At 72.5% G+C, this 25,295-nt stretch carries 25 protein-coding genes; 14 read left to right on the forward strand and 11 right to left on the reverse strand.

The features are described 5' to 3' along the window. Window positions 1-34: 34 nt before the first annotated feature. Both ACZ6CZ_RS28095 and ACZ6CZ_RS28100 read right to left on the reverse strand, forming a co-directional pair. Window positions 35-1,429, reverse strand: coding sequence for a metallopeptidase TldD-related protein (locus ACZ6CZ_RS28095; protein WP_469026559.1), 1,395 nt, complete (start codon window positions 1,427-1,429; stop codon window positions 35-37). Continuing rightward, window positions 1,426-2,949: a TldD/PmbA family protein gene (locus ACZ6CZ_RS28100; RefSeq protein WP_469026562.1), complete on the reverse strand. Its 1,524-nt coding sequence runs from the start codon at window positions 2,947-2,949 to the stop codon at window positions 1,426-1,428. The genes ACZ6CZ_RS28095 and ACZ6CZ_RS28100 overlap by 4 nt, the downstream gene beginning before the upstream one ends. Window positions 2,950-3,207: 258 nt before the next feature. Here ACZ6CZ_RS28100 and fabG point away from each other — a divergent pair, with 258 nt between their 5' ends. From fabG to ACZ6CZ_RS28115, 3 genes are all read left to right on the forward strand, one after another. Beyond that, window positions 3,208-3,912, forward strand: coding sequence for a 3-oxoacyl-[acyl-carrier-protein] reductase (gene fabG / locus ACZ6CZ_RS28105; protein WP_469026564.1), 705 nt, complete (start codon window positions 3,208-3,210; stop codon window positions 3,910-3,912). Between the two features lie 4 nt (window positions 3,913-3,916). Then, complete coding sequence (gene fabI / locus ACZ6CZ_RS28110; protein WP_469026567.1) at window positions 3,917-4,684, forward strand: enoyl-ACP reductase FabI; 768 nt, start codon at window positions 3,917-3,919, stop codon at window positions 4,682-4,684. A 157-nt stretch (window positions 4,685-4,841) separates the two neighbouring features. Next, complete coding sequence (locus ACZ6CZ_RS28115) at window positions 4,842-5,192, forward strand: hypothetical protein (protein ID WP_469026569.1); 351 nt, start codon at window positions 4,842-4,844, stop codon at window positions 5,190-5,192. On the opposite strand, the gene ACZ6CZ_RS28120 is transcribed toward ACZ6CZ_RS28115, so the two are convergent. Further along, the gene (locus ACZ6CZ_RS28120; RefSeq protein WP_469026571.1) at window positions 5,170-5,862 is read right to left on the reverse strand and encodes a FadR/GntR family transcriptional regulator; all 693 of its coding nucleotides are present in this window, start codon (window positions 5,860-5,862) and stop codon (window positions 5,170-5,172) included. The genes ACZ6CZ_RS28115 and ACZ6CZ_RS28120 overlap by 23 nt on opposite strands. An 82-nt stretch (window positions 5,863-5,944) precedes the next feature. On the opposite strand from ACZ6CZ_RS28120, the gene ACZ6CZ_RS28125 reads away from it, so the two are divergent. From ACZ6CZ_RS28125 to ACZ6CZ_RS28140, 4 genes are all read left to right on the forward strand, one after another. Next, the gene (locus ACZ6CZ_RS28125) at window positions 5,945-7,267 is read left to right on the forward strand and encodes a CynX/NimT family MFS transporter (protein WP_469026573.1); all 1,323 of its coding nucleotides are present in this window, start codon (window positions 5,945-5,947) and stop codon (window positions 7,265-7,267) included. A 47-nt stretch (window positions 7,268-7,314) separates the two neighbouring features. Then, window positions 7,315-7,431 carry an SGM_5486 family transporter-associated protein gene (locus ACZ6CZ_RS28130; RefSeq protein ID WP_469026576.1) on the forward strand — a complete coding sequence of 39 codons (117 nt, stop codon included), beginning with the start codon at window positions 7,315-7,317 and terminating at the stop codon, window positions 7,429-7,431. A gap of 231 nt (window positions 7,432-7,662) precedes the next feature. Beyond that, window positions 7,663-7,875 (forward strand): hypothetical protein, encoded by a 213-nt coding sequence (locus ACZ6CZ_RS28135; protein ID WP_469026578.1) that lies wholly within the window; start codon window positions 7,663-7,665, stop codon window positions 7,873-7,875. Window positions 7,876-7,949: 74 nt separating this feature from the next. Beyond that, complete coding sequence (locus ACZ6CZ_RS28140) at window positions 7,950-8,468, forward strand: SixA phosphatase family protein (RefSeq protein WP_469026581.1); 519 nt, start codon at window positions 7,950-7,952, stop codon at window positions 8,466-8,468. Between the two features lie 160 nt (window positions 8,469-8,628). Here ACZ6CZ_RS28140 and serB read toward each other — a convergent pair whose 3' ends face one another. Next, window positions 8,629-9,957: a phosphoserine phosphatase SerB gene (gene serB, locus ACZ6CZ_RS28145; RefSeq protein ID WP_469026583.1), complete on the reverse strand. Its 1,329-nt coding sequence runs from the start codon at window positions 9,955-9,957 to the stop codon at window positions 8,629-8,631. A gap of 441 nt (window positions 9,958-10,398) precedes the next feature. Beyond that, a complete protein-coding gene (locus ACZ6CZ_RS28150; protein ID WP_469026586.1) occupies window positions 10,399-12,291 on the reverse strand; it encodes a streptophobe family protein in 1,893 nt (630 codons plus the stop codon). Between the two features lie 228 nt (window positions 12,292-12,519). Between ACZ6CZ_RS28150 and ACZ6CZ_RS28155 the strand changes: the two genes are divergently transcribed. Next, window positions 12,520-15,102, forward strand: coding sequence for an ABC transporter ATP-binding protein/permease (locus tag ACZ6CZ_RS28155; protein ID WP_469026588.1), 2,583 nt, complete (start codon window positions 12,520-12,522; stop codon window positions 15,100-15,102). A 78-nt stretch (window positions 15,103-15,180) separates the two neighbouring features. Here the strand turns inward: ACZ6CZ_RS28155 and ACZ6CZ_RS28160 are convergent, their stop codons facing one another. Next, window positions 15,181-15,948, reverse strand: coding sequence for a transglycosylase SLT domain-containing protein (locus ACZ6CZ_RS28160; RefSeq protein WP_469026590.1), 768 nt, complete (start codon window positions 15,946-15,948; stop codon window positions 15,181-15,183). Window positions 15,949-16,667: 719 nt separating this feature from the next. On the opposite strand from ACZ6CZ_RS28160, the gene ACZ6CZ_RS28165 reads away from it, so the two are divergent. Then, window positions 16,668-17,837, forward strand: coding sequence for a GAF domain-containing sensor histidine kinase (locus ACZ6CZ_RS28165; protein WP_469026592.1), 1,170 nt, complete (start codon window positions 16,668-16,670; stop codon window positions 17,835-17,837). After that, window positions 17,830-18,471, forward strand: a complete 642-nt coding sequence (locus ACZ6CZ_RS28170; protein WP_469026596.1) for a response regulator — start codon at window positions 17,830-17,832, stop codon at window positions 18,469-18,471. The genes ACZ6CZ_RS28165 and ACZ6CZ_RS28170 overlap by 8 nt, the downstream gene beginning before the upstream one ends. Before the next feature lie 191 nt (window positions 18,472-18,662). Here ACZ6CZ_RS28170 and ACZ6CZ_RS28175 read toward each other — a convergent pair whose 3' ends face one another. After that, window positions 18,663-19,451: a hypothetical protein gene (locus ACZ6CZ_RS28175; protein ID WP_469026598.1), complete on the reverse strand. Its 789-nt coding sequence runs from the start codon at window positions 19,449-19,451 to the stop codon at window positions 18,663-18,665. A gap of 150 nt (window positions 19,452-19,601) precedes the next feature. Between ACZ6CZ_RS28175 and ACZ6CZ_RS28180 the strand changes: the two genes are divergently transcribed. From ACZ6CZ_RS28180 to ACZ6CZ_RS28190, 3 genes are all read left to right on the forward strand, one after another. After that, entirely contained in the window at window positions 19,602-20,393 is a 792-nt protein-coding gene (locus ACZ6CZ_RS28180) for an ABC transporter ATP-binding protein (protein WP_469026600.1), read from the forward strand. Window positions 20,394-20,482: 89 nt separating this feature from the next. Continuing rightward, complete coding sequence (locus tag ACZ6CZ_RS28185) at window positions 20,483-20,914, forward strand: NfeD family protein (RefSeq protein ID WP_469026603.1); 432 nt, start codon at window positions 20,483-20,485, stop codon at window positions 20,912-20,914. 130 nt (window positions 20,915-21,044) lie between these two features. Next, complete coding sequence (locus ACZ6CZ_RS28190) at window positions 21,045-21,998, forward strand: SPFH domain-containing protein (protein ID WP_469026605.1); 954 nt, start codon at window positions 21,045-21,047, stop codon at window positions 21,996-21,998. Window positions 21,999-22,066: 68 nt separating this feature from the next. On the opposite strand, the gene ACZ6CZ_RS28195 is transcribed toward ACZ6CZ_RS28190, so the two are convergent. From ACZ6CZ_RS28195 to ACZ6CZ_RS28205, 3 genes are all read right to left on the reverse strand, one after another. Next, window positions 22,067-22,573: an HNH endonuclease gene (locus ACZ6CZ_RS28195; RefSeq protein ID WP_469026607.1), complete on the reverse strand. Its 507-nt coding sequence runs from the start codon at window positions 22,571-22,573 to the stop codon at window positions 22,067-22,069. Between the two features lie 154 nt (window positions 22,574-22,727). After that, window positions 22,728-23,267, reverse strand: a complete 540-nt coding sequence (locus tag ACZ6CZ_RS28200) for a YbhB/YbcL family Raf kinase inhibitor-like protein (protein ID WP_469026610.1) — start codon at window positions 23,265-23,267, stop codon at window positions 22,728-22,730. A 57-nt stretch (window positions 23,268-23,324) separates the two neighbouring features. Further along, entirely contained in the window at window positions 23,325-24,107 is a 783-nt protein-coding gene (locus tag ACZ6CZ_RS28205) for a sporulation protein (protein ID WP_469026612.1), read from the reverse strand. 89 nt (window positions 24,108-24,196) lie between these two features. Between ACZ6CZ_RS28205 and ACZ6CZ_RS28210 the strand changes: the two genes are divergently transcribed. Continuing rightward, complete coding sequence (locus tag ACZ6CZ_RS28210; RefSeq protein ID WP_469026614.1) at window positions 24,197-24,847, forward strand: DNA-3-methyladenine glycosylase; 651 nt, start codon at window positions 24,197-24,199, stop codon at window positions 24,845-24,847. Window positions 24,848-25,094: 247 nt separating this feature from the next. Here the strand turns inward: ACZ6CZ_RS28210 and ACZ6CZ_RS28215 are convergent. Then, a partial coding sequence (locus ACZ6CZ_RS28215) for a hypothetical protein (RefSeq protein WP_469026617.1) occupies window positions 25,095-25,295 on the reverse strand: 201 nt, incomplete at its 5' end.

A 25,295-nucleotide genomic window follows, 5' to 3' on the forward strand; every position in this document is an offset into this window, starting at 1 on the left:
TCGTGCGGCGGTCGGGCGACAGCCGCCTACGAGGTTATACGCCCTGGCTGACACTGCTCATGTTGAAATCGGGGACCCGCAGGGGCGGCATCGCGGCCCGGGTGAACCAGTCGCTCCACTCGCGCGGCAGCGTCTGCTCCGTGCGCCCCGCCTCCGTGGCCCGCCCGAGCAGGCCCACCGGCGACTCGTTGAACCGGAAGTTGTTCACCTCCCCGGTCACCTCGCCGTTCTCCACCAGGTAGACGCCGTCCCGGGTCAGCCCGGTCAGCAGCAGCGTCGCCGGGTCCACCTCCCGGATGTACCACAGGCAGGTCAGCAGCAGCCCGCGCCCGGTCGCGGCGACCATCTCCTCGAGCGACCGGTCCTGCCCGCCGTCCAGCACCAGGTTGCCGATCGCCGGGGCTACCGGCAGCCCGGTCAGACCGGCGCTGTGCCGGGTGGTGGTCAGGTTGCGCAGCTCGCCGCCGCCGATCCACTCGGTGGCCCGCACCGGCAGCCCGTTGTCGAACACCGACTGGTCGCCCCCGGAGGAGTGCGCGACCACGAACGGCGCGGACTGCAGCCCCGGCTCGTCCGGGTCGCTGCGCAGGGTCAGCGGCAGGTCGGTCAGCCGCTCGCCGATCCGGGTGCCGCCGCCGGGCCTGGAGAACACCGTCCGCCCCTCGGCCGCGTCCCGGCCCGACGCCGACCACAGCTGGTAGATGAGCAGGTCGGCGACCGCCGTCGGCGGCAGCAGCGTCTCGTAGCGGCCCGCCGGCAGCTCCACGCGCCGCTCGGCCCAGCCCAGCCGCACGGCCAGCTCCGCGTCCAGGGCGCCCGGGTCGACGTCCTTGAAGTCCCGGGTGGAGCGGCCCGCCCACGCCGAACGCGTCCGGTCGGGGGACTTGGCGTTCAGCTCCAGCAGCCCGGTGGGCTGGTCGTGCCGCAGCCGCAGCCCCGTCGACGTGCCCAGGTAGGTCGACACCAGCTCGTGGTTGGCGAAGCCGTACAGCTCCCGGCCGCCCGCACGCGCGCGTGCGAACGCCTCACCGAGGGCGGGCGCGAAGTCCGCGAACACGGCGGAGGACGTCTCGGCGGGCGCGTCGCGGAAGTCCGGCGCCTCCGGCACCCCCGTCACCAGCGGCTGGGCGTCCTCGGCCGGCCCGGCGCCGCGCGCGGCGGCCTCGGCGGCCCGCACCAGCGGCTCCAGCTCGTCGGCCGTCACCGCCGACCGGGATACCACACCGGAGGCCGTCCCCTCCGCGCCGTCCACGGTCGCGATCACCGTGAGCGTACGGCCGCGGGTCACGCCGTTGGTGGTCAGCGCGTTGCCCGCCCAGCGCAGGTTGGCGGTCGAGTGCTCGTCGGCGATCACCACGCAGCCGTCGGCCCGGGACAGCGCCAGGGCCCGCTCGACGATCTCGTGCGGCTTGCTGGTACGGGCGCTCATCGACCGGCCTCCTGCGTGGTGTTGAGGATGTTGACGCCCTTGAACAGGGCCGACGGGCAGCCGTGGGACACCGCGGCGACCTGGCCCGGCTGGGCCTTGCCGCAGTTGAAGGCACCGCCCAGGACATACGTCTGCGGGCCGCCGACGGCCGCCATCGAACCCCAGAAGTCGGTCGTGGTGGCCTGGTAGGCGACGTCCTTCAGCTGCCCGGTGATCCGCCCGTTCTCGATCCGGAAGAAGCGCTGCCCGGTGAACTGGAAGTTGTAGCGCTGCATGTCGATCGACCAGGAGCGGTCCCCGACGACGTAGATGCCCCGGTCGACGCCGCCGATGAGGTCCTCGGTGGACAGCCCGGCCGGGTCCGGCCGCAGTGACACGTTGGCCATGCGCTGCACGGGCACGTGTCCCGGCGAGTCGGCGAACGCGCACCCGTTGGACCGCTCGAAGCCGGTCAGCCGCGCGATCCTGCGGTCCAGCTGGTAGCCGACGAGCGTGCCGTCCTTCACTAGGTCCCAGGACTGCGCCTGCACGCCCTCGTCGTCGTAGCCCACGGTCGCCAGGCCGTGCTCGGCGGTCCGGTCCCCGGTGACGTTCATCAGCTCCGAGCCGTACCGCAACGTGCCCAGCTGGTCGAAGGTGGCGAAGGAGGTGCCGGCGTACGCGGCCTCGTAGCCGAGCGCGCGGTCCAGCTCGGTGGCGTGCCCGATGGACTCGTGGATCGTCAGCCACAGGTTCGACGGGTCGACGACCAGGTCGTACAGGCCCGGCTCGACGCTCGGCGCGCGCATCTTCTCGGCGAGCAGCTCCGGCATCCGCTCCAGCTCGCCCTCCCAGTCCCAGCCGGTGCCCGTCAGGTACTCCCAGCCGCGCCCGGCCGGCGGTGCGACGGTCCGCATCGAGTCGAACTCGCCGCTGGAGTCGTCGACCGACACCGCCGTCAGCTGCGGATGCAGCCGCACCCGCTGCTGCGTGGTCACGGTGCCCGCCGTATCGGCGTAGAACTTGTTCTCGTGCACGGTGAGCAGCGAGGCGTCGACGTGGTCCACGCCGTTCGCCGCCAGCAGCCGCCCGCTCCAGTCGGCCAGCAGCGCGGCCTTCTCCTCGTCCGGCACCGAGAACGGGTCGATCTCGTACGACGACACCCAGGTCTTCTCGGCGTGCACCGGCTCGTCGGCCAGCTCCACCCTCTCGACCGACCCGGCCGCCCCGATCACCCGCGCCGACAGCTTCGCCATCGCCACCGCCTGCGAGGCCACCTTCGCGGCGGCGTCCATGCTCAGGTCCACCCCGGAGGCGAAGCCCCATGTGCCGCCGTGCACCACGCGCACCGCGTACCCCAGGTCCGTGGTGTCCGAGGAGCCGGCGGGCCTGGCGTCCCGCAGCCGCCGGGAGGCGCTGCGGACCCGCTCGAACCGGAAGTCCGCGTGCTCGGCCCCCAGCGCACGCGCGCGTGCCAGCGCGGCATCGGCCAGGGCCCGCAGCGGCAGCGCCGTGAAGGCTTCGTCGATGGAATGAGGCACGGAGGTCTCCCTGCTGTCGTGGCCTGTCGGTCCGATCATGTCGCGGCGGCGCCGCCCGGACCACAGGTTTCGCACCGCCTCCATGCCTTTCCGGTCGTGTCCGGGGCGTTTCTGTAGGGACCCGACAGTCACTCCCGCGTGCCACTGTCGGTGCCCGCTTGGCCGGGCGAGAGGGCTTACCGATAGGTTTTCGAGGAAGCCGCCTGTCATCCAGGTGTCCGGGCGGACCAGGCAGACCGCTATCGAAAGGGTGATCCGTTGAGCCGCTCGGTTCTCGTCACCGGAGGCAACCGGGGCATCGGCCTCGCCATCGCCCGCGCCTTCGCCGACGCCGGCGACAAGGTCGCGATCACGTACCGCTCGGGTGAGCCGCCGGCCGGCTTCCTCGCCGTGAAGTGCGACATCACCGACACCGAACAGGTGGAGCAGGCCTACAAGGAGATCGAGGACCAGCACGGCCCGGTCGAGGTCCTGGTCGCCAACGCCGGCATCACGAAGGACCAGCTGCTGATGCGCATGACCGAGGAGGACTTCACCTCGGTCATCGACACCAACCTCACCGGCACCTTCCGCGTCGTCAAGCGCGCCAACCGGGCCATGCTGCGCGCCAGGAAGGGCCGGGTCGTCCTGATCTCGTCGGTCGTGGGCCTCTACGGCGGCCCCGGCCAGGCCAACTACGCCGCCTCCAAGGCCGCCCTGGTCGGCTTCGCGCGCTCCCTCGCCCGCGAGCTGGGCTCGCGCAACCTCACCTTCAACGTCGTCGCGCCCGGTTTCGTCGACACCGACATGACCAAGGCGCTCACCGACGAGCAGCGTGCGAACATCGTGACGCAGGTCCCGCTGGGCCGTTACGCGCAGCCGGAGGAGGTCGCCGCGGCGGTGCGGTTCCTCGCCTCCGACGACGCCTCGTACATCACTGGAGCCGTCATCCCTGTTGACGGCGGACTGGGAATGGGTCACTGATCACATGAGCGGAATTCTCGAGGGCAAGCGCATCCTGGTCACGGGTGTGCTGATGGAGTCCTCCATCGCCTTCCACGTCGCCAAGCTCGCCCAGGAGCAGGGCGCCGAGATCATCCTGACCGCCTTCCCGCGGCCGACGCTGACCGAGCGCATCGCCAGGAAGCTGCCCAAGCCCACCAAGGTCATCGAGCTGGACGTCACCGACGACGAGCACCTGGCGCGCCTGGCCGACGTGGTCGGCGAGGAGCTGGGCGGCCTGGACGGCGTCGTGCACTCCATCGGCTTCGCCCCGCAGGACGCGCTCGGCGGCAACTTCCTCAACACGCCGTTCGAGTCCGTCGCCACCGCCATGCACGTCTCGGCGTTCTCCCTGAAGTCGCTCACCATGGCCTGCCTGCCGCTGATGCAGAACGGCGGCTCGGTGGTCGGCCTCACCTTCGACGCCTCCTTCGCCTGGCCGCAGTACGACTGGATGGGCCCGGCCAAGGCCGCCCTGGAGGCCACCAGCCGCTACATGGCGCGTGACCTGGGCAAGCAGAACATCCGCTGCAACCTCGTCTCCGCCGGCCCGATCGGCTCCATGGCCGCCAAGTCCATCCCGGGCTTCGCGGAGCTGGCCTCCGTCTGGGACAGCCGCGCGCCCCTGGAGTGGGACCTCAAGGACCCGGAGCCGGCCGGCCGCGGCGTGGTCGCCCTGCTGAGCGACTGGTTCCCGAAGACCACCGGCGAGATCATCCACGTGGACGGCGGTCTGCACGCCATCGGCGCCTGACCCTCCCGTACCGCCGACGCCCCGCCTCCCCGCACGCGCGGGAGGCGGGGCGTCACCCGTTCGGCTCACCGGCCGGGCGCGCACCGGCCCGCGCGGCGCACCCTGGACAGGCGTTCACCCGCGCTTTTCTCCGCAGCCCGGCCGAGGAGATCCCCTTGTGCGCCTGTTCCGCAGCCTGGCCTCAGCGACCGTCGCCGTGACCCTCGTCGTCTGCGTGGCGTACGACGCGACGCCCCACGCGGGCGTGAGCGACGGCAAGCCCCCCGCACCGCGCCTGTTCGGCGCCGAGTGCCGGACGGCCGTGCGCGGCTCCCACGTGGTGGCCTACTGTCACAACCCTTACGTCGACACCGACCGGGTGCGCCTGCACATCGAGTGCGCGCGCTGGTGGGACATCGACACCGACAGCGCCCCGGCCGACACCGGACCGGCGATGACCGTACGGCTGACCGGCCGCTGCTGGGAGGAGGTCGGCTCGGCCTGGGTCAGTCACCAGGACGTGCGCTGAACCGGTCCGGGCGGCACAGGAAGGGATAGGCGGCGGCCTCCGCGGCGGCCGTCTCCGCGTCCCCCGCGCGGATGGCGTCCACCAGCCGGGTGTGGTCCATGTGGCTGTGCGGCGTCAGCTCGGCGCCGACGTCCGCGCGCAGCCAGTCCCGCAGCACCTCGCCCAGGTCCGCGTAGACCGCCGTCATGGCGTCGTTGTGGGAGGCGGCCACCACCGCCAGGTGGAAGGTGGCGTCCGCGGCCACGAAGGCCTCCGCCTCGCCCGTGGCCCAGGCCTCCTCGCGCCGCACCAGGAGGGCGTCCAGCTGCTTGAGGTCCTTCTCGGTGCGCCGTTCGGCGGCCAGCTTCGCCGCGGCCGACTCCAGCGCGGCGCGCAGCTCGGCGATGTGGCGCGGATCGGCGTCGGCGAAGCGCCGGTGCATCACGCCGGCCAGCTCGCTGGTGGCCACGACGTACGTCCCCGAGCCCTGGCGGATGTCCAGCAGGCCGTTGTGCGCGAGCGCGCGGACCGCCTCGCGGACGGTGTTGCGGGCGACGCCGAGCTGCTCGACCAGCTCCGGCTCGGTCGGGATGCGGGAGCCGACCGGCCACTCGCCCGAGGTGATCTGGTGCCGCAGCTCGGCGATGACCTGCTCGGACAGGGCCGAACGGCGGGGGTGGCTCAGGGGCATGGCACACCTTCGCACGCGAGGGCCCCGGGACGCCGCCCCGGGAATGGACAACCAATCATCCCATGATTCTATGATGGTCGGCATGGGACGCGAGGACACACGCACGACACCCGGGAGCAGCACCGGCACAACCGCGACCCCGACGACGGGTCCGGCGCACGAGGGAGCGGGCTCCTCCGTACCCGCCACGCGCGCGTGGGCGGCCCGGCTGGTCGTCGTCGGCATCGTGCTCTCCGCGCTCAACCTCCGCCCCGCCATCACCAGCTCGGGCGCCCTCCTGGAGGAGGTCCGCGACGGGCTCGGCATGAGCGGCAGCGTGGCCGGGCTGCTCACCTCCGTGCCCCCGCTCTGCTTCGCGCTGTTCGGCGTCATGGCACCCCGCCTCGCCCGCCGCTTCGGCCCGGCCGCCGTGGTCTGCGCCGGCATGGCGGCCATCGCGGCCGGCCTGCTGATACGGCCGTACGCGGGCGGCACGGCCGGATTCCTGGCCGCCACCGCGCTCGCCCTCATGGGCATCGCGGTCAGCAACGTCCTGATGCCGGTCATCGTCAAGCGCTGGTTCCCCGACCGGGTGGGTTCCATGACCGGCCTGTACTCGATGGCACTCGCCCTGGGCACCTCCCTAGCGGCCGCCGTCAGCGTGCCGATGACCGACGCGATGGGCGGCGACTGGCGGTCCGGCCTCGCCGTGTGGGCGGGCCTCGCCGCGGCCGCGGTGCTGCCGTGGCTCCCGCTGGTCCGCGACCGGGGACCGGCCCCCGCCCCTGCCTCGGCCGCCGCCTCCGGCACCGGTGCCGCCACCCCGTCCGCCCACGCCCCGCTGCGCATCACCCGCAGCCGTACCGCCTGGGCGCTCGCGGTCTTCTTCGGGCTCCAGGCCACCGCGGCCTACATCACCATGGGCTGGATGGCGCAGATCTTCCGGGACGCGGGCGTCCCCGCGGGCACGGCCGGCGTACTGCTCGCCGTCACCATGGTGATGGGCGTGCCGCTCGCCTTCGTCATCCCCCGGCTGGCCACCCGTCTGCCCCACCAGGGCCCGATCGTGCTGGCCCTGGGCGTCTGCGGACTCGCCGGCTACGCGGGTCTGTACCTCGCCCCGGCCGGCGGCTCCTGGGCCTGGGCCGTGCTGCTCGGCATCTCCAACTGCGCCTTCCCGCTCGCCCTGACCATGGTCGGGATGCGGGCCAGGACCGGCGCGGGCGTCGCCCAGCTGTCCGCCTTCGCCCAGAGCACCGGCTATCTGATCTCCATCCCGGGTCCGCTCCTGGTGGGCGTCCTCTACCAGCACAGCGGCGGCTGGGGCCTGCCGATCGCGCTCATGGCCGGCCTGATGCTCCCGCAGATGGCGGTGGGCGTCCTGGCGGGCCGCGACCGCACGGTGGAGGACGAGGCGACGCGCTGAGCCGCCCCGCGGCACCGGGCGCCGCGCGGAGATGGGAGACTTGCCGTATGCCAGTGCTCGATCCGCATCCCAAGAACGGCCAGAAGAAGATGCTGCTGGTCTTCGGCTCGTTCTTCGCCATCTTCATCGTCATCGCCGTCATCGCGACGATCGCCTCTCCCTGACCGATCCGTCGGCCCGCGCACGGGCCGGGCGTTCCTGAGCGGCTGCCGGTCCCGGGCGCCTGCCCGCCGGCGGAGGGTAGGGCTGGCCCCCCATCCCCTAGGGGGCCAGGGTCAGGGTCAAGTGGGTGGATCGCCGGATGGGTCGGCGCCCGCACAGCCCGTAGCGTCGAGACGTGACCGCGACAGCCGGTCGCGAGCACACGGATCACGCCGAGACCAGCGGAGGCGATCATGCCGGCGGCGCACACGCACACCCGGCCCCCCTCGTCGGCCAGGGGCGGCATCGACAGCCGGCTGCCCTGGTGGGCCCTCGCCCTGCCCGCGCTCGCCTTCGTCGCCCTGCTGATGCTGATACTGAACCCGTCCGACGCCCAGGCGGCGACGGACGGCCCCGGTATCACTCACGTGTTCGAGCACCTCCAGCAGCTTCTCGCCCGCCGGTAGACGGCCCCTCCCGTGGCGAAGCCGCATGTCAACTCCCTGCGCCGGGTGGTCTGTTTCGTGCGAAGCTGGGTTGCATGAGCGTCGCAGAACCCCGCAGGATCGTCCTCTTCCGGCATGCGAAAGCCGACTGGCCCCAGGTGACCGACCATGAGCGGCCGCTCGCCGAGCGGGGCCGCATGGACGCCGCCGTGGCCGGGCGCAAGATCGCCGACATGGGCGTCCCCCTCGATCTGGCCCTCTGCTCCACCGCGGTCCGCACCCGCGAGACCTGGAAGCTCGCCGTCCACGAGCTGCCGCACCGGCCGAGAACGGTCTACGAGGAGCGGGTCTACGAGGCCTCGCCGGGTGAGCTGATCGCCGTGTTCAACGAGCTTCCCGACGACGTGCAGAGCGTGATCCTGATCGGTCACAACCCCGGGGTGCACGGCCTGGCCGAGATCCTCTCCGGGTCGGCCGAGGGCGATGCCGGACAGCGAATGGGCCGCCGGGGCTTCCCCGCCGCCGCCTACGCCGTCCTGTCCTACGACGGCTCCTGGAAGAGCCTGGAGCCGGGAGCGGCCACGCTGGTGGACTACTGGGCCCCGTCCGAATGACCTCAGGGTCCGGATGACCACAAGGTCCGGATGACCCCTGATCCGGATGGCCTCACGATCCGGCTGACTTCCATGGTCACCTCATGACGACGGCCCGGCACCGCCACGGCGCCGGGCCGCCCGGCACTCGTCCGGACCCTGCCCCGGGGCCCGTGCGGCTCTATGCTCCGCCGCCCTCAGCCCCGGCCCCTGCCGCGGCCTCGACCGCCTGATCCGGCTCGTGGACGTCGTCGTCGCGGTCCTCGCGCCGGTCCTCGCGGACCTCGGCGGGAATGTCGTCGTAGGACTCGTCCTGGGTGTCGGCCGCCTCGACCTCTTCCCGGGTGATGCCCAGCAGATAGAGCACGGTGTCGAGGAAGGGGAAGTTCACCGCCGTGTGCGCGGCCTCCCGGACCACCGGCTTGGCGTTGAAGGCGACGCCCAGCCCGGCGGCGTTCAGCATGTCGAGGTCGTTGGCGCCGTCACCGATCGCCACCGTCTGGGCCAGCGGCACACCCGCCTCGGCGGCGAACCGGCGCAGCAGCCGTGCCTTGCCCGCCCGGTCCACGATCTCCCCGGTGACCCGGCCGGTCAGCTTCCCGTCGACGATCTCCAGCGTGTTGGCCTGGGCGAAGTCCAGCCCCAGCCGCTCCTTGAGGTCGTCGGTGACCTGGGTGAAGCCGCCGGAGACCACGCCCACCTGGTAGCCGAGCCGCTTCAGCGTACGGATCAGGGTCCGCGCGCCCGGGGTCAGCCGGACCTCACGGCGCACCTTCTGCACCACCGAGGCGTCCAGCCCCTCGAGCAGCGCCACCCGCGCGTGCAGGGACTGCTCGAAGTCCAGCTCCCCGCGCATCGCCGCCGCCGTCACCTCGGCGACCTTGTCCTCGCAGCCGGCGTGCGCGGCGAAGAGTTCGATCACCTCGTCCTGGATCAGGGTGGAGTCCACGTCCATGACTACCAGGCGCTGGGCCCTGCGGTGCAGCCCCGCCGACACCACGGCGATGTCGACACCGAGGGCGGCGGCGTCCGAGACCAGGGCGGTGCGCAGCGGTTCGGTCTCCACTCCGGAGACGGCGAACTCCACGGCGGTCACCGGGTACTTGGCCAGCCGGAAGATACGGTCGATGTTGCCGCCGGCCTTGGCGATCCGGGCGGCGATGGCGGCCGTCGACTCGGCGGTCAGCGGGTGGCCGAGGACGGTCACCAGGGAGCGGCCGAGCCCGCGCGGCCGGTTGTCGCCGCGACCCGAGAGGATCTCCGCCTGCATCTTCATCGACTCGGCCCAGCTGTGCACGGTCGCCCGCAGATCGCCCTCCAGCCCGGCCGCCGGGGGAGTGACCAGTGCGCACAGCACCAGACGTCCCCGGGTGACGACCTGCTCGATGTCGACCACGTCGACGCAGTAGGCGGCGAGGGTGTCGAAGAGGCCGGCCGTGATGCCCGGCCTGTCCTTGCCGAAGATCTTGACGAGGAGAGTGGGGACCTCGGAGGTCTGCGAAGCGCTCATGGTGTCACCACCGTAACCGGCACCCCGTGCCGTCCGCCCATGCGGTCCGCCTGACGGACACGGAACAATGGGTGTCGAACCGGTGGCGGAGGGATGGCCCACCGGCCACGGCCGTGATGCTACGCGCTTGCGGCCACCGGCGCCCCGCGCGGACCGGCGGCCCCGCCCAGCGGCCGGCGCCGGCCCAGCTCAGCAGCCGTACAGGCGCCACATCCGGCGGACGCGCGCCCGGCCCGGGCACCGGGCCGCCGGACGCTTCGGCGCCCGGTCCGCCGTTCGCCGCCCGGTCCGCCCTCGGCCGCCGGTCCAGGCCCGCAGGACCCCGCCTCCGGCCGGGCTGTGCCGCCACTGCCGCCCCGGCTCCGGCGGCGCCGTACCGGCCGTGCGGCGGCGGGGCAGGGGCCTCCGCGCCGGCCCGCCCGCCCGTACCGCTGTCCGGCGTCATCCCCGGGGACCCGGTCTCCTCGGCGGCGGCGGGGGAGGGGGCGGCGGCGGACCGTCGGACGCGTTCCGCGTCCGGTCGCCCGGCGGCTGCCCGGGGCGGTCGCGCGGGGAGAGGGGCAGCTGCGCGAACGGGCCCGTCATGGTCGCAGCGCCGTGCACGTCCCCGTCCTGCGGCACCGCCCCGGCCGGTGCCGGACCCGCGGACACCACCGCGCCGCCGTCACCGTCCCGCGGCTCGACCGGCATCCGAAGGTACGGGTTGGTCCCGGGATTCGGCGGGCGGTACGGCGTGCTCCGCGCATACGGCCCGACATCCCCGCTCCCCGTGCCACCTCGCGCCCCATCCGCCCCACCGCGCTCCCCGCCCCCGGAGCCACCTCGCTGCACACCGCCCGGGCCCACTCCGGCCCCCGCACCCGCCGCCCGCCAGGCGACCCGCGCCCCCGCCGATCCCGTCGCCCACGCCAGCAGCGCTCCCGTGCCTCCCGCCACCGCTCCCCACACCGCCCCCAGGAGCAGCGCCGCGCCGAGGTGGCCGTGCAGCTCGACGCCCGCGCCGAAGGCGTCGACGCCGAGGACGGACAGCGAGGCGGTCACGGACACGCCTGTCAGCCAGGTGAGGAACGGCAGGGCGAGGGCGCAGGCGAGGCCCAGCCGCAGCGCGCACCGGCCCGCGAACCCCAGCGCACCGCGCCGCGCACCCGGCCCACCCCGCGCACCGCCGGACCCGGCCCCGGATCCCGCTCCGGGCCCCGTCGGTACCCGGTTCCTCATCGGCACCGGTGTCCGTACCGCCGTGAGCACTCCGGCCAGCAGCAGCGTCAGCGCGGCGGCGACCGCGAGCAGCCACACCCGTCCGTCCAGCTCCGCCAGCCGCCCCAGCGTCACCGGCTTGCCGGAGCGCTCGGCGAGCAGGTCGTCCAGGGGATGGGGCAGCAGTGCGGCGAGCGGCCCGGTGGCCTCGCCGTCCCAGGGGACGAGCAGGCCCAGGGGCACCCCGAGCCAGACCCCGTCGGGCGCCCCGAGGAGGGCGGCGCCGGCGATGCGCCGGGGGTGGTCGTCACCGATCGCCGCGTAACCGGCCGCCGCCCACCCCGCCGCCACGGCCAGCAGTCCCACGGTGACCAGCGAGGAGACGACCGGCCGTACGACGCGGTGCACGGCGTCCCAGCCGGGCGGCAGGGGCGTCCGGCGGGAGGCGAGCAGGGCGATCAGCAGCACGGCGGCGCACCAGCACAGGCCAGCGAGCAGGGTGGCCGCCGTGTCCACCGTGAACCCCACCGCCGCCCGCGCGTCCACCAGGTCACCGACGCGGTCCGGGAGCAGCCCGCCGAGGTCGCCCAGGTCCCCGACGCCGGGGATGCCGATCCCGCTGCCGCCACCGCGACCGCCGCCCGGCAGCCCGTCGAGGCCGAGCGCGCCGCCGTCGATGGTGACGACGTCGTGACCCGCCCAGGCGAGCCCGCCGAGGATCGCCGTGAACAGCGCGAGCAACGTCCCCGCGCGGGCCAGGAGTTCGGCCGGCGGGAGCACAACCGCGGCCGTCCGCAGGGATCGCAGGAAGAGCCAGGCCAGCAGCAGGGCGCCCACCAGGCTGACGCCCAGTGGCGTGATCTCGATGGCGGTCGTCGCCTCGGCCCCTGACAGTCCGAAGGCGGACACGTCACCGGACGGCGTGACCGAACCACCGACCGCCAGCGCCACCACGGCCGCCGTCATCGGGCCCAGCGATCCCCGCGCGTCCGCGCCCAGCAGGTGCAGGCCGAGCGCGGCGGCGCCCGCCATCCCGGCCAACGCCCAGCTCACCGCGGCGATCGCGGACAGCAGGATGTCCGTCCACGGCAGTCCCGTGCCGTGCCGCGCGGTGTCGACGCCCGTGGCAGCGCTCATGGCAGGCCCCCCGATCGGCGGCGCCGCAGCGGCGCCGCGCATGTCCCCCTCGCGGGGGATTACCACTCTCCGGGCCGGTTTCAACCCCGTCAACGGGGCGGATCGGAGCGCGTGTACGCGCCCTTCACAAGGCCCGGGTTTCGGTCAGGGGGCGGAGCCTGAAATAGTTCCCGACGATGTTCGACATCCCTAGACTCCCTGTGATGGGGGTAACTCGGGGGACTACTCATGGGGCATGGAGTGCCGGAACTCGTACTGGAAACTAACGGACGGACCTGGACGCTCGATCCGTCCAGGTCCTACACCCTCGGGCGCGATCCGCAGGGTGACATCGTGTTCGACGACGCCAGGGTCTCCTGGCGGCACGCCACCGTCGGCTTCGACGGCCGCGGTTGGGTCATCGAGGACCACGGCAGCACCAACGGCACGTTCGTGCAGGGGCAGCGGGTGCACCGGACGGAGCTGGGGCCGGGCTCGGCCGTGCACCTCGGCAACGCGACCGACGGGCCCCGGCTGAATCTCTCCGGCGCCGCGGCCGTCGCCCAGCCCCGGCAGCAGCCGCAGGCCACGCCGTACGCCGCGCAGGCCGCGGGCCCCGGCTGGGCCCCGCCGCAGCACGCCCCGCAGCACCCGGCCCCGCAGCACCCGGTCCCGCCGCAGCAGGCGCCGCAGGCCGGCTGGCCGCAGCCGCAGCAGGCCGCCGCGATCCCGCAGCAGGGCGGGCCGGGTGACGGTTACCCGCAGCAGGTGTCCGGTGGTGGCGCGGGGGCGCCGCCGGTCTACGGCGACCGCAGCCCGACCACGTTCCACCAGTTCTCCCTCGGCCGGGTCATGCGCATCGGCCGCGCCCTGGAGAACGAGCTGGTCGTCTCCGACCTCCAGGTCTCCCGCCACCACGCCGAGTTCCACTCGATGCCCGACGGCCGCTTCGAGATCCGCGACCTCGGATCGCACAACGGCACGTACGTCAACGGCCAGCCGATCGCCAAGGGCGGCTCGCAGCCGCTCGGCCCGACGGACATCGTCGGTGTCGGCCACTCCACCTTCCGTATCGTCGGCGACCGCCTCGAGGAGTTCGTCGACACCGGTGAGGTCTCCTTCTCCGCGCGCCACCTGACCGTCACGGTCGACGGCGGCAAGCAGATCCTGAAGGACGTCTCCTTCGGCGTCCCCGAGAAGTCCCTGATCGCGGTCATCGGCCCGTCCGGCTCCGGCAAGTCCACCCTGCTCAAGGCGCTCACCGGCTACCGGCCCGCCAACCAGGGCGAGGTGCTCTACGACAACCGCAACCTGTACAAGCAGTTCGCCGAGCTGCGCCAGCGCATCGGTCTGGTCCCGCAGGACGACATCCTGCACAAGGAGCTGACCGTCAAGAAGGCCCTGAAGTACGCGGCCAAGCTGCGCTTCCCGGCCGACACCACGGCGCAGGAGCGCAGCGCCCGCATCGACGAGGTGCTGCGCGAGCTGAAGCTGGACATCCACAAGGACAAGAAGGTCACCTCGCTCTCCGGCGGCCAGCGCAAGCGCGTCTCGGTCGCCCTGGAGCTGCTCACCAAGCCGTCGCTGATCTTCCTGGACGAGCCGACCTCGGGCCTCGACCCGGGCATGGACCGCGACGTGATGCAGCTGCTGCGCGGTCTCGCCGACGACGGCCGTACGGTCCTGGTCGTCACCCACTCCGTGGCCGAGCTGGCGATCTGCGACAAGCTGCTGGTGATGGCGCCGGGCGGTGCGGTCGCCTACTTCGGCCCGCCCGAGGAGGCGCTGAACTTCTTCGGCTACGACACCTGGGCCGACGTCTTCTCCGCCTTCGAGAACTACCGCGACTACGACTGGGCGGGCCGCTGGAAGGGCTCGCAGCACTACCAGATGTACGCCGCGGACATCGACGCCGTCGCCCCGCAGTCCGTAGCCATGCCGCCGCCGCAGGCGATGAAGCCGCCCAAGCCGCAGGGCTGGGGCTCGCAGCTGCTGACCCTGATCCGCCGGTACGTGGCGGTCATCGCCTCCGACAAGGGCTTCCTGGCGCTCACGGTGATCCTGCCGGCGGTGCTCGGCGCGGTCAGCCTGCTGATCGACTCCGACAAGGGCCTGCTGGTCAACCCGGTCAACCCGCGCACCCACGTGCCGATCCCGAACGGCACGGCGACCACGGTCCTGCTGATCCTCGCCGTCGGCGCGTGCTTCGCGGGCGCCGCGAACTCCGTCCGCGAGCTGATCAAGGAACGGGTCATCTACGAGCGCGAGCGCGCGACCGGCCTGTCCCGGTCGGCGTACCTGATGTCCAAGGTCGTCGTCCTCGGCGCGGTCACGGTGCTCCAGGGGCTGATGGTCGGCCTGATCGGCTTCTCCAGCCGGGAGATCCCCGACCAGGGCCTGGTCCTGGGCGGCTCCACGCTGCTGGAGCTGTGCCTGCCGGTCATGGCGCTCGGCTTCACCTCGATGATGTTCGGCCTGGTCATCTCCTCGCTGGTGAAGACCGCCGAGAAGACCATGCCGCTGCTGGTGATGTTCGCGATCATCCAGGTCGTGTTCACCGGCTGCCTGTTCACCCTGCACGGCGCCCCGGGCGTCAACGAGGTCTCGTACCTGATGCCGTCGCGCTGGGCCGTGGCCGCCGCCGGCACCACGCTGGACTTCAACAACATCGCGCCCAATGCCGACGACCCCACCGACACGGACCCGCTGTGGGACCACCAGGCGTCCGCCTGGGGCATGGACATGGCCGCCCTGGTCGTCCTCGGCGTGGCCTGCGGCTTCCTCGTCGCCCGCTTCCTGCGCCGGCACGAGCCCGAGGTGATGCGGAAGTAACCGCACCCACCCACCGCGAAGGGCGGCATCCCCGAGGGGGTGCCGCCCTTCCGCGTCACTCAGAGGTCCGCGCCGACCTCAGTACGCGCTGTTGACGTTGTCGATCGAGCCGTACTTGTCGGCCGCGTAGTTGGCGGCGGCGGTGATGTTGGCGACCGGGTCGTAGATGTTCCACGAGGTGCCGGCGACGTGGTAGGCGTTGAAGGTCGGCGGGATGACCTGCAGCAGACCCTTGGACGGGACGCCGTTGATGGCGTTGATGTCCCAGTCGTTGATGGCGCGGGGGTTGCCGGAGGACTCGCGCATGATGTTCTTGTGCAGACCGTTGTAGCTGCCGGGGATGCCCTTGGAGTGCATGATGTCCAGGGCCTGGCGGATCCAGCCGTCCAGGTTGTTCGCGTACGTCTTCGCGGCCACCGTCTGCATCTGCGGGCGCTGCACGGAGCGGCTCGCGGCCGCCTCCGCGGCGCGCTCCTGCGCGGCCTTCTTCGCGGCGGCGTCGGCGACGGCCTTCTTGGCGGCGGCGGCCTTCGCGGCGGCCTCGGCCTTCTTGGCGGCTGCGGCGTCGGCGGCGGCCTTCTTCTGCGCGGCGATGGCGTCGATCTTGACGGTCCGGGTGGCCAGCTGGTCGGTGACCGTGCCCTTGACGTCCTTGATCGGCTGGGTGCCGTACGCCACCTGCGCGGTGGCGGCGGCCGGGGCGCCGGTCACCTGGGTGTCGGCGTGGCCGGGAACGGTGGAGAAGGCCAGGGCGGCGGCACCGAGGGTGGAGACACCGGCGAGCGCGATCTTGTGCTGCTTGGTCAGGGCACGACTATGAGCTCGAGCGAAGATGTTCTTGGGCATAGCAGGCGGGACCTCTTCGAATAGCGCGGAGATCGCTCTTCGTCCGGCGGGGGATCTTCCGACCCGCACGAACGCCGCGGGGCGGAACCCGCGGCGCTGAGCGACGTGAGCAATTCTTAGCGGCCGCAAAATGCCGTGGCAAAGGTGTGACGTACGATGCCCGGTAGTGGATCAGGGAGGGGCAAATCGGGACAGATTAGGCAGTCCGCCCCGTTCGTGCGGGGGCGGTACATCTCCTATGTCCACTAGTACGTGATGTGCGCCCTATGCGCGGGCTCACAGCGGACACACGGCGTTCTTACCGTGTGTTGCGCTCGCAATGCACTGAGTGAGTCCCATGGCGGGCCTGTCGACCACCCGCGGCGAGAGGCCGGCGACGCGAGGCCGCTCCGCCCTCTCTTCACTCGAGCCCGGCCCGGGGGCCCGCGCCGTCCCGGCTGTCCCGCCGGTCCGAGGGTGTGCCGCCGGGCCGCCCTGCTCTGCCGCGCCCGGCCACCCGCGCCCGGCTACCCGCGCCCGGCCGGGGCCCGCGCCGCCCCGTCGCGACCGGCGCCGGGTGCGGCCCGTGCCGGGACCCTTCCTCTCCTGCCCGGCCGGTCCGCGCCCACACCCGAGTCGCGGCCGGGAGGCGTAGACCGGTCGCCCTACGCCTCCCGGACCAGGTCCGGCCGCCCCCGGTCCGATCCGCAGCGCCGGCACCCGCCGGTACCGTGAGGACCATGAACAACGGACCCCGCTCCGGCCTCGCCGCGGTCAGCGCCGCGCTGCTGGCCATGAGCAGGCACCTGGAGGTGCGCGACGTCCTCAAGACGATCGTCGCCTCCGCCCGCGAGCTGCTCGGCGCCGAGTACGCCGCGCTCGGGGTCCCCGACGACCACGGCGGCTTCGCCCAGTTCGTCGTCGACGGCGTCAGCGACGAGCGGTGGAAGGCGATCGGCCCGCTGCCGCGCCAGCACGGCATCCTCGCCGCGATGCTGCACGAGGCCCGCCCCGAGCGCCTCGCCGACGTCCGCACCGACCCCCGCTTCGAGGGCTGGCCGCCCGCACACCCCGAGATGTCCGACTTCCTCGGCCTGCCCGTCCGCGACGGCGACGAGGTCATCGGCGCCCTCTTCCTCGCCAACAAACGGTGCTCCCCGCAGGACGGCACCCCGCACCCGGCACCGGGGGGCACCTGCCGCTTCACCGAGGAGGACGAGGAACTGCTCGCCATCCTCGCCCAGCACGCCGCCATCGCCCTCACCAACGCCCGTCTGTACGAGCGCAGCCGCGAGCTGACCATCGCCGAGGAGCGCTCCCGCCTCGCCCACGAGCTGCACGACGCCGTCAGCCAGAAGCTGTTCTCCCTGCGCCTGACCGCCCAGGCGGCGGCCGCCCTGGTCGACCGCGACCCCGCCCGCGCCAAGGGCGAGCTGCACCAGGTCGCCGCGCTCGCCGCCGAGGCCGCCGACGAGCTGCGCGCCGCCGTCGTCGAGCTGCGCCCCGCCGGCCTCGACGAGGACGGCCTGCTCGCCACCCTGCGCACCCAGATCCAGGTCCTGGACCGCGCCCACGGCGCCCGCGTCACCTTCACCGGCACCGGCTTCCGCGCCCTGCCCGCCGCCCAGGAGGAAGCCCTGCTGCGCGTCGCCCAGGAGGCCCTGCACAACGCGCTGCGCCACTCCGGCGCCGCGCACGTCGACGTCCGCCTCGGCAGGCGCGGCGGCGGCGCCGTCCTGCGCGTCACCGACGACGGCACCGGCTTCGACCCGCACACCGTCCGCCGCGCCGGACGCCACCTGGGCCTGGTCTCCATGCGGGACCGGGCGAGCGGGGTCGGTGGCACGCTGAGGGTGGAATCGGCGCCCGGCAAGGGCACCACGATCGAGATGGAGGTCCCCGGTGCCTGAGGCGATCAGGGTGCTGCTCGTCGACGACCACCAGGTGGTCCGCCGGGGCCTGCGCACCTTCCTGGAGGTGCAGGACGACATCGAGGTGGTGGGCGAGGCCGCCGACGGCGCCGACGGGGTCGCCCGCGCCGAGGAGCTGCGCCCGGACGTCGTCCTCATGGACGTGAAGATGCCGGGCATGGACGGCGTCGAGGCGCTGCGCCGGCTGCGCGACCTCGGCAACCCGGCGCGCGTGCTCGTCGTCACCAGCTTCACGGAGCAGCGCACGGTGGTGCCCGCCCTGCGCGCGGGAGCCGCCGGGTACGTCTACAAGGACGTGGACCCCGACGCCCTCGCCGGTGCCATCCGCTCCGTCCACGCCGGGCACGTCCTGCTCCAGCAGGAGGTCGCGGGCATGCTGCTCTCCCAGGACGAGACGGGCGCCGGTCAGGGCCGGGGCGGCTCGCTCACCGAGCGGGAGCGCGAGGTGCTCGCTCTGATAGCGGACGGCCGCTCCAACCGCGAGATCGCCCGCGCCCTGGTGCTGTCCGAGAAGACCGTCAAGACGCACGTGTCGAACATCCTCATGAAGCTCGACCTCGCCGACCGCACCCAGGCCGCCCTGTGGGCCGTACGTCACGATGTGACCGGCTGAAACGCCCTCCGCCCCGCCCGCCGGCCGGCGGAGCGCGGAACCCGGCCCTCGGCAACGTCGGCCTCGACCACTGAGGAACCGCTGAGGACCGCCGAGGACCACTCAGTACCACTGAGGAACCGCCGAGGCAGGTCCGCCCGCGAAGGCCCCCGAGCCCCTGACCGCTCGGGGGTCCTCCGCGACCCGCCCGCCTACCGGACGCCCCGCTCGCGCTCCTCCACCACCGCGTTGTACGCCGCCACCTGCGCCCGCCGGGCCGTGCGCTCCACCGGCCGCAGCGCGTGCGACCTGGCCGCCATCTCCGAGGCGCTCACCGCGGCCCCGTGCCCGTTGCCGTACGCCAGCGACACCAGCAGCCCCACCCGCTGCGCCAGCTCCAGCACCCGCACCGCCCGCGGCGGATACCCGGGCGCCAGCACCTCCCGGCCCTTCTCGGCCCGCGCCCGGTACGCGTCGATCGCCGCCTCGGCCACCGGCCCCGACCCGGCGAGGTCCAGCCGCGACAGCACCTCCGTCGCCTCCCGCAGCGCCTCCGCCAGCTCCCGCTCGGCCTCACCCAGCGACGGCACGTCGGCCGGCGGCGCCTGGCGCACCGGGAGGCAGTGCCACACCACCTCGACATGGACGTCACCGTCCGGCCCGGCCTCCGACACCTCCGGCACCAGCCCGTACGCGGCGCCGTGACAGACCACGGCCTCCTCCGCCTCCAGCGCCCGCGCGTTGAACTCCGGCGGCCCGCTCAGCCCCAGCGGATGCCCCGGCGCCGGCAGCGCCACCCGCAGCCCCGACACCCCCAGCGCCCGCAGCCGTCCCAGCGCGAGTGTGAGTCCGACCGGCGCCGCTTCGCCCGGCAGCCCCTCCACCCGGTGCACGGCGTCCCCGCCCACGATGGTGAGCACGGCGTCATCCGGCGAGACGAGTCCGGCCAATAGGGCATTTCCCCATGCGGCAAGGCGTCCTGAACGCGGTTCCACGAGCATGCCTCCACCCTAAGGACCCGACCGATGGAATGGAGCGCCGCGCCGGTGGCGTAGATTTCGTAGGGGCTGCGCCCACCGGCGCGGCGGCCCGAGCCACAGCCGTACGCGACAGCCGAGACCGGCCGCACTGCAAGGGGAGACAACGCGCTCATGAGCGATGTTCTGGAGCTTCAGGACGTATCCGTGGTCTGCGAGGGCCGGGCTCTGGTGGACCAGGTCTCCTGGTCGGTGAAGGAGGGCGAGCGCTGGGTCATCCTCGGCCCCAACGGCGCGGGCAAGACCACCCTTCTGAACGTCGCCTCCAGCTACCTCTTCCCCAGCAAGGGCACCGCCACCGTCCTCGGCGACACCCTCGGCCGCGTCGACGTCTTCGACCTGCGCCCCCGCATCGGCATGGCCGGCATCGCCATGGCCGAGAAGCTCCCCAAGCGCCAGACCGTGCTCCAGACCGTGCTCACCGCCGCCTACGGCATGACGGCCGGCTGGCAGGAGGAGTACGAGGACGTCGACGAGCAGCGCGCCCGCGCCTTCCTCGACCGCCTCGGCATGAGCGACTACCTCGACCGCCGCTTCGGCACCCTCTCCGAGGGCGAGCGCAAGCGCACCCTGATCGCCCGCGCCCTGATGACCGACCCCGAGCTGCTGCTGCTCGACGAGCCCGCCGCCGGCCTCGACCTCGGCGGCCGCGAGGACCTGGTGCGCCGCCTCGGCCGGCTCGCCCGCGACCCCATCGCACCCTCCATGATCATGGTCACCCACCATGTCGAGGAGATCGCCCCCGGCTTCACGCACGTGCTCATGATCCGCCAGGGCAAGGTCCTCGCCGCCGGCCCGCTGGAGCTGGAGCTGACCTCCCGCAACCTCTCCCGCTGCTTCGGCCTCCCGCTCGTGGTGCAGCAGGTCGGCGAACGCTGGACCGCCCAGGGCCTGCCCCTCTCCTGAGGCCCCGTCCGGCGCGCCCGCCCGGCCGCCGCGGCGTCCCGGCCCTTCGCGCCCTGTCCGCGGCACGGCGGCGGCCCTACCATGACCATGTGAACGACATCGACGCATGGGTGTGGTGGCTCGTCGGCGCGGCAGCGCTCGGAATCCCGCTCGTGGTCACCGCGATGCCCGAGTTCGGCATGTTCGCGGTGGGCGCCGTCGCGGCGGCCGCCGTCGCCGGGCTGGGGTTCGACGCCGTGGTCCAGGTGCTCACCTTCGTCGTCGTCTCGGTCGCCCTCATCGCCGTGGTACGGCCCATCGCCGCGCGCCACACCCGGCAGCGGCCCCAACTCGCCACCGGCATCGACGCGTTGAAGGGCAGGCAGGCCGTGGTCCTGGAGCGCGTCGACGGCTCGGGCGGCCGCATCAAGCTCGCCGGGGAGATCTGGTCCGCGCGCTCCCTCGACACCGGCCGCGCCTACGAGGTCGGCCAGGAGGTGGACGTCGTGGACATCGAAGGAGCCACCGCGATCGTCATCTGACCTCGCACGACTCAACTGAACCGAACGCCCCCCGAGTTGAGTGGCGGTCTGTCAGACTCGACGAACAAGATCTTCAGCAGGCACGAGATCTTCCGAGCGCCGAGGCGGAGAAGGGGAACGGGGAAACACGATGGAACCGGTCATCATCGTCCTGATCATTCTGGTGGTGTTGGTCTTCATCGCCCTGATCAAAACCATCCAGGTCATCCCACAGGCCAGCGCGGCCATCGTCGAGCGCTTCGGCCGCTACACCCGCACCCTGAACGCGGGCCTCAACATCGTGGTCCCGTTCATCGACACCATCCGCAACCGCATCGACCTGCGCGAACAGGTCGTGCCGTTCCCGCCCCAGCCGGTGATCACCCAGGACAACCTGGTCGTGAACATCGACACCGTCATCTACTACCAGGTGACCGACGCCCGGGCCGCCACCTACGAGGTCGCCAGCTACATCCAGGCGATCGAGCAGCTCACCGTCACCACCCTGCGCAACATCATCGGCGGCATGGACCTCGAGCGCACGCTGACCTCCCGCGAGGAGATCAACGCGGCCCTGCGCGGAGTCCTCGACGAGGCCACCGGCAAGTGGGGCATCCGCGTCAACCGCGTGGAGCTGAAGGCCATCGAGCCGCCGACGTCCATCCAGGACTCGATGGAGAAGCAGATGCGCGCCGACCGGGACAAGCGCGCCGCGATCCTCACCGCCGAGGGCACCCGGCAGGCCGCCATCCTCACCGCGGAGGGCGAGAAGCAGTCCCAGATCCTGCGCGCCGAGGGTGAGGCCAAGGCCGCCGCCCTGCGCGCCGAGGGCGAGGCCCAGGCCGTCCGTACGGTCTTCGAGGCCATCCACGCCGGCGACCCCGACCAGAAGCTCCTCAGCTACCAGTACCTCCAGATGCTCCCGAAGATCGCCGAGGGCAACGCCAACAAGCTCTGGATCGTGCCCAGCGAGATCGGCGACGCCCTCAAGGGCCTGTCCGGCGCCATGGGCAACTTCGGCCCCACGGGCGGGACTCCGGGCAACGGCGGCTCGTCCGGCGACAACGGCGGCACCGAACGGCGCGAGAAGCCGCTCATCGACTGAGACCGGCCCCTCGCGGCCGCGCGGAGCAGCTCAAGGCTCCGCGTGGCCGCCAAGGCCCGCATGGCCGCCTAGGCCGCGTCGGCCCCGAGCCAGGCGGGAAGCGCCGTGAAGTCCCCGTGTCCGGCGGCCAGCAGCATCGCGTCGGCGGGGGTCGGCTCGAACGGCTGGCGCAGCAACGCCATCCCGGCCTCCTCCGGAGTCCGGTTCGCCTTGCGGTGGTTGTCCTCGGCGCAGGCGGCCACGGTGTTCAGCCAGGTGTCCTGACCGCCCTGCGACCGCGGCACCACGTGGTCCACGGTCGTGGCCCGGCGTCCGCAGTACGCGCACCGGTGCCGGTCCCTGACCAGCACGCCCCGCCTGGACCACGGGGCTTGTCTTCGGAACGGCACCCGGACGTACCGGCACAGCCGGATCACCCGGGGCGCGGGTATCTCCACGTCCGCCCCGCGCATCCGCAGTTCGGGGTGGGCCTGCTCGACGACGGCCTTGTCCTGGAGCACCAGAACGACGGCTCGGTTCAACGTCACCGTCGACAGCGGCTCGAAGCTCGCGTTCAGCACCAGCGTGTCACGCATCCGGCCCACCTCCCGTGTGCACCTGCCCACCCCCCGGCGGGCCCGGATCAACTCTGGACGGGCGCGCCGGGATGGACAACGCAATAAAAAATGCCCGCCCCTGATCTATTTCAAGACCAGAGGCGGGCAAACGTTCCGGGACCGACCGGCTTGCTCAGCCCTGTGCCGGAACCTCGTACTCCCCGATCAGCTGGGCGCGCGCGATCGTGTGGAACCGCAGGTTGAAGCCGACGACGGCCGGGGAGGCGTCCGCGTCCGGACCCAGCTTCTCCTGGTCCACCGCGTACACCGTGAAGACGTACCGGTGCGGGCCGTCCCCGGGCGGCGGGGCGGCGCCGCCGAAGTCCTTCGACCCGTAGTCGTTGCGCGCGTGCACGGCACCCTCGGGCAGCCCCTCGAACGCGCCACCGCCCGCACCCGCCGGCAGCTCGGTCACCGACGCCGGGATGTCGAACAGCACCCAGTGCCAGAACCCGCTGCCCGTGGGCGCGTCCGGGTCGTAGCACGTCACGGCGAAGCTCTTGGTCCCGGCCGGGAAGCCCGACCAGCGCAGCTGCGGCGAGGTGTTGCCCTCCGCCTGGACCTGAGCGCTCTTGAGGGCCGCCCCTTCCTCGACGTCCTCGCTCGTCACCGTGAACGACGGCACGGGCGGATGGAAGTCATGGGGGAGCGGCCGCCGCTTGAGCTCGGTCACCTCGGTACCTCCTGGAAGTTCTGGAGTCAGTGGTTTCCGAGCCTAAGGGTTCAGGGCTCAGAACCAGTTGCGCCGGCTGCCGACCTCGGAGAGCCACTGGTTGAGGTAGGCCGCCCAGTCGGTGCCCTGGTAGTCGCGCAGACCGACCTGGAAGGACCGGAAGGTGTCCGAGCCCTCGCTGAACAGCCCCGGCTTCTTGTCCATCTCCAGGACGACGTCCATGGCGTTCTCGTCGGCCACGAAGCTCAGCTCGACCTGGTTCAGCCCGCGGTACTGCGACGGCGGGTAGAACTCGATCTCCTGGTAGAACGGCAGCCGCTGCCGCGTGCCGCGGATGTGCCCGCGCTCCATGTCCGCGTTCTTGAAGCGGAAGCCCAGCTGGATGAAGGCGTCCAGGATCGCCTGCTGCGCCGGCAGCGGGTGCACGTTGACCGGGTCCAGGTCACCGGAGTCCACCGCACGGGCGATCTCCAGCTCGGTCGTCACACCGATGTGCATCCCGCGCAGCGACTGCCCGTCGATCATCGTGATCGGCGTCTCCCAGGGGATCTCCAGCCCGAACGGCACCGCGTGCACGGCCCCCGCCTGGAGCTCGAAGGCACCACCGAGCCGCACCTTGGTGAACTCGATGTCCTGCTTGTACTCCTGGTCGCCGCTCTCCACCTCGACCTTGGCCTGCAGCCCGACCGAGAGGCCCTCGATGTCCTGGTTCACGGACCCGCCCTGGATCCGCACCTCACCCTGGACGACGCCGCCCGGCACCACGTTGACCTCGGTCAGCACGGTCTCGACCGACGCCCCACCGGCCCCCAGGCTCGCGAGCAGCTTCTTGAACGCCATGACTCTCCCTTGACGATTGGACGCTTGACCCCTACAAACGCGATCCGGCCCCCGCCGGTTCCGCACCGACTGCACTACCCTCGGACGGCATGATCGCGCCCCCGGACCGTACGCCCCTGCCCAGGAAGTTCTTCGACCGCCCCGTCCTGGACGTCGCCCCCGACCTCCTCGGCCGCCTCCTGGTCCGCACCACCCCGGACGGCCCGATCACCGTCCGCCTCACCGAGGTCGAGGCCTACGACGGCCCCAACGACCCCGGCTCCCACGCCTACCGCGGCCGCACCCCGCGCACCGAGGTGATGTTCGGCCCGCCCGGACACTTGTACGTCTACTTCACCTACGGCATGTGGCACTGCATGAACCTGGTCTGTGGCCCCGAGGGCAGGGCGAGCGCCGTCCTGCTGCGCGCCGGGGAGGTCGTCGAAGGCGTGGAGGCGGCCCGGAAGCGCCGCCTTTCGGCCCGCAACGACAAGGAACTGGCCAAAGGCCCGGCCAGGCTGGCCACCGCGCTCGACGTCGACCGCGCCCTGGACGGCACCGACGCCTGCGCCGCCGGCGAGACCCCGATGCGCGTCCTGACCGGCAGCCCCGTCCCGCCCGACCAGGTACGCAGCGGACCGCGCACCGGAGTCGCCGGCGAGGGCGGCGACGGCGGCGTCCATCCGTGGCGCTTCTGGATCGCCGGCGACCCGACGGTGAGCCCCTACCGGGCCCACGTCCCCCGGCGGCGCCGAAGTTGACTCGCCTCCCGAAGGTGCGTAATGTGGCCCGAGCCGCTGAACCGGGTACGGCAGTCGTCTGCAGCCGGAGCGGCCAACCCACTACCTAGCCTCACCCCCTCGAACGGGGTCGATTTCGGCGCGCCCGCGTGTCCGAATTCGAACGCGCGGGACTCGATTATGAGTCACCGAGGGAATCCGCTAACGTAGTGAATGTCGAAAGGCCGACAGGCGAAAGCCGGAAGCCCACGACACGCCAATATCCCGCTCAAGCAGGATGGCACCGATCGGAAATCAGGCCCGAAAGGATCTGATAGAGTCGGAAACGCAAGACCGAAGGGAAGCCCGGAGGAAAGCCCGAGAGGGTGAGTACGAAGGAAGCGACCGTTCCTTGAGAACTCAACAGCGTGCCAAAAGTCAACGCCAGATATGTTGATACCCCGTCTCCGGTCGTCACGATCGGGACGCG

It is taken from the genome of Streptomyces sp. NPDC041135, from assembly GCF_055592085.1.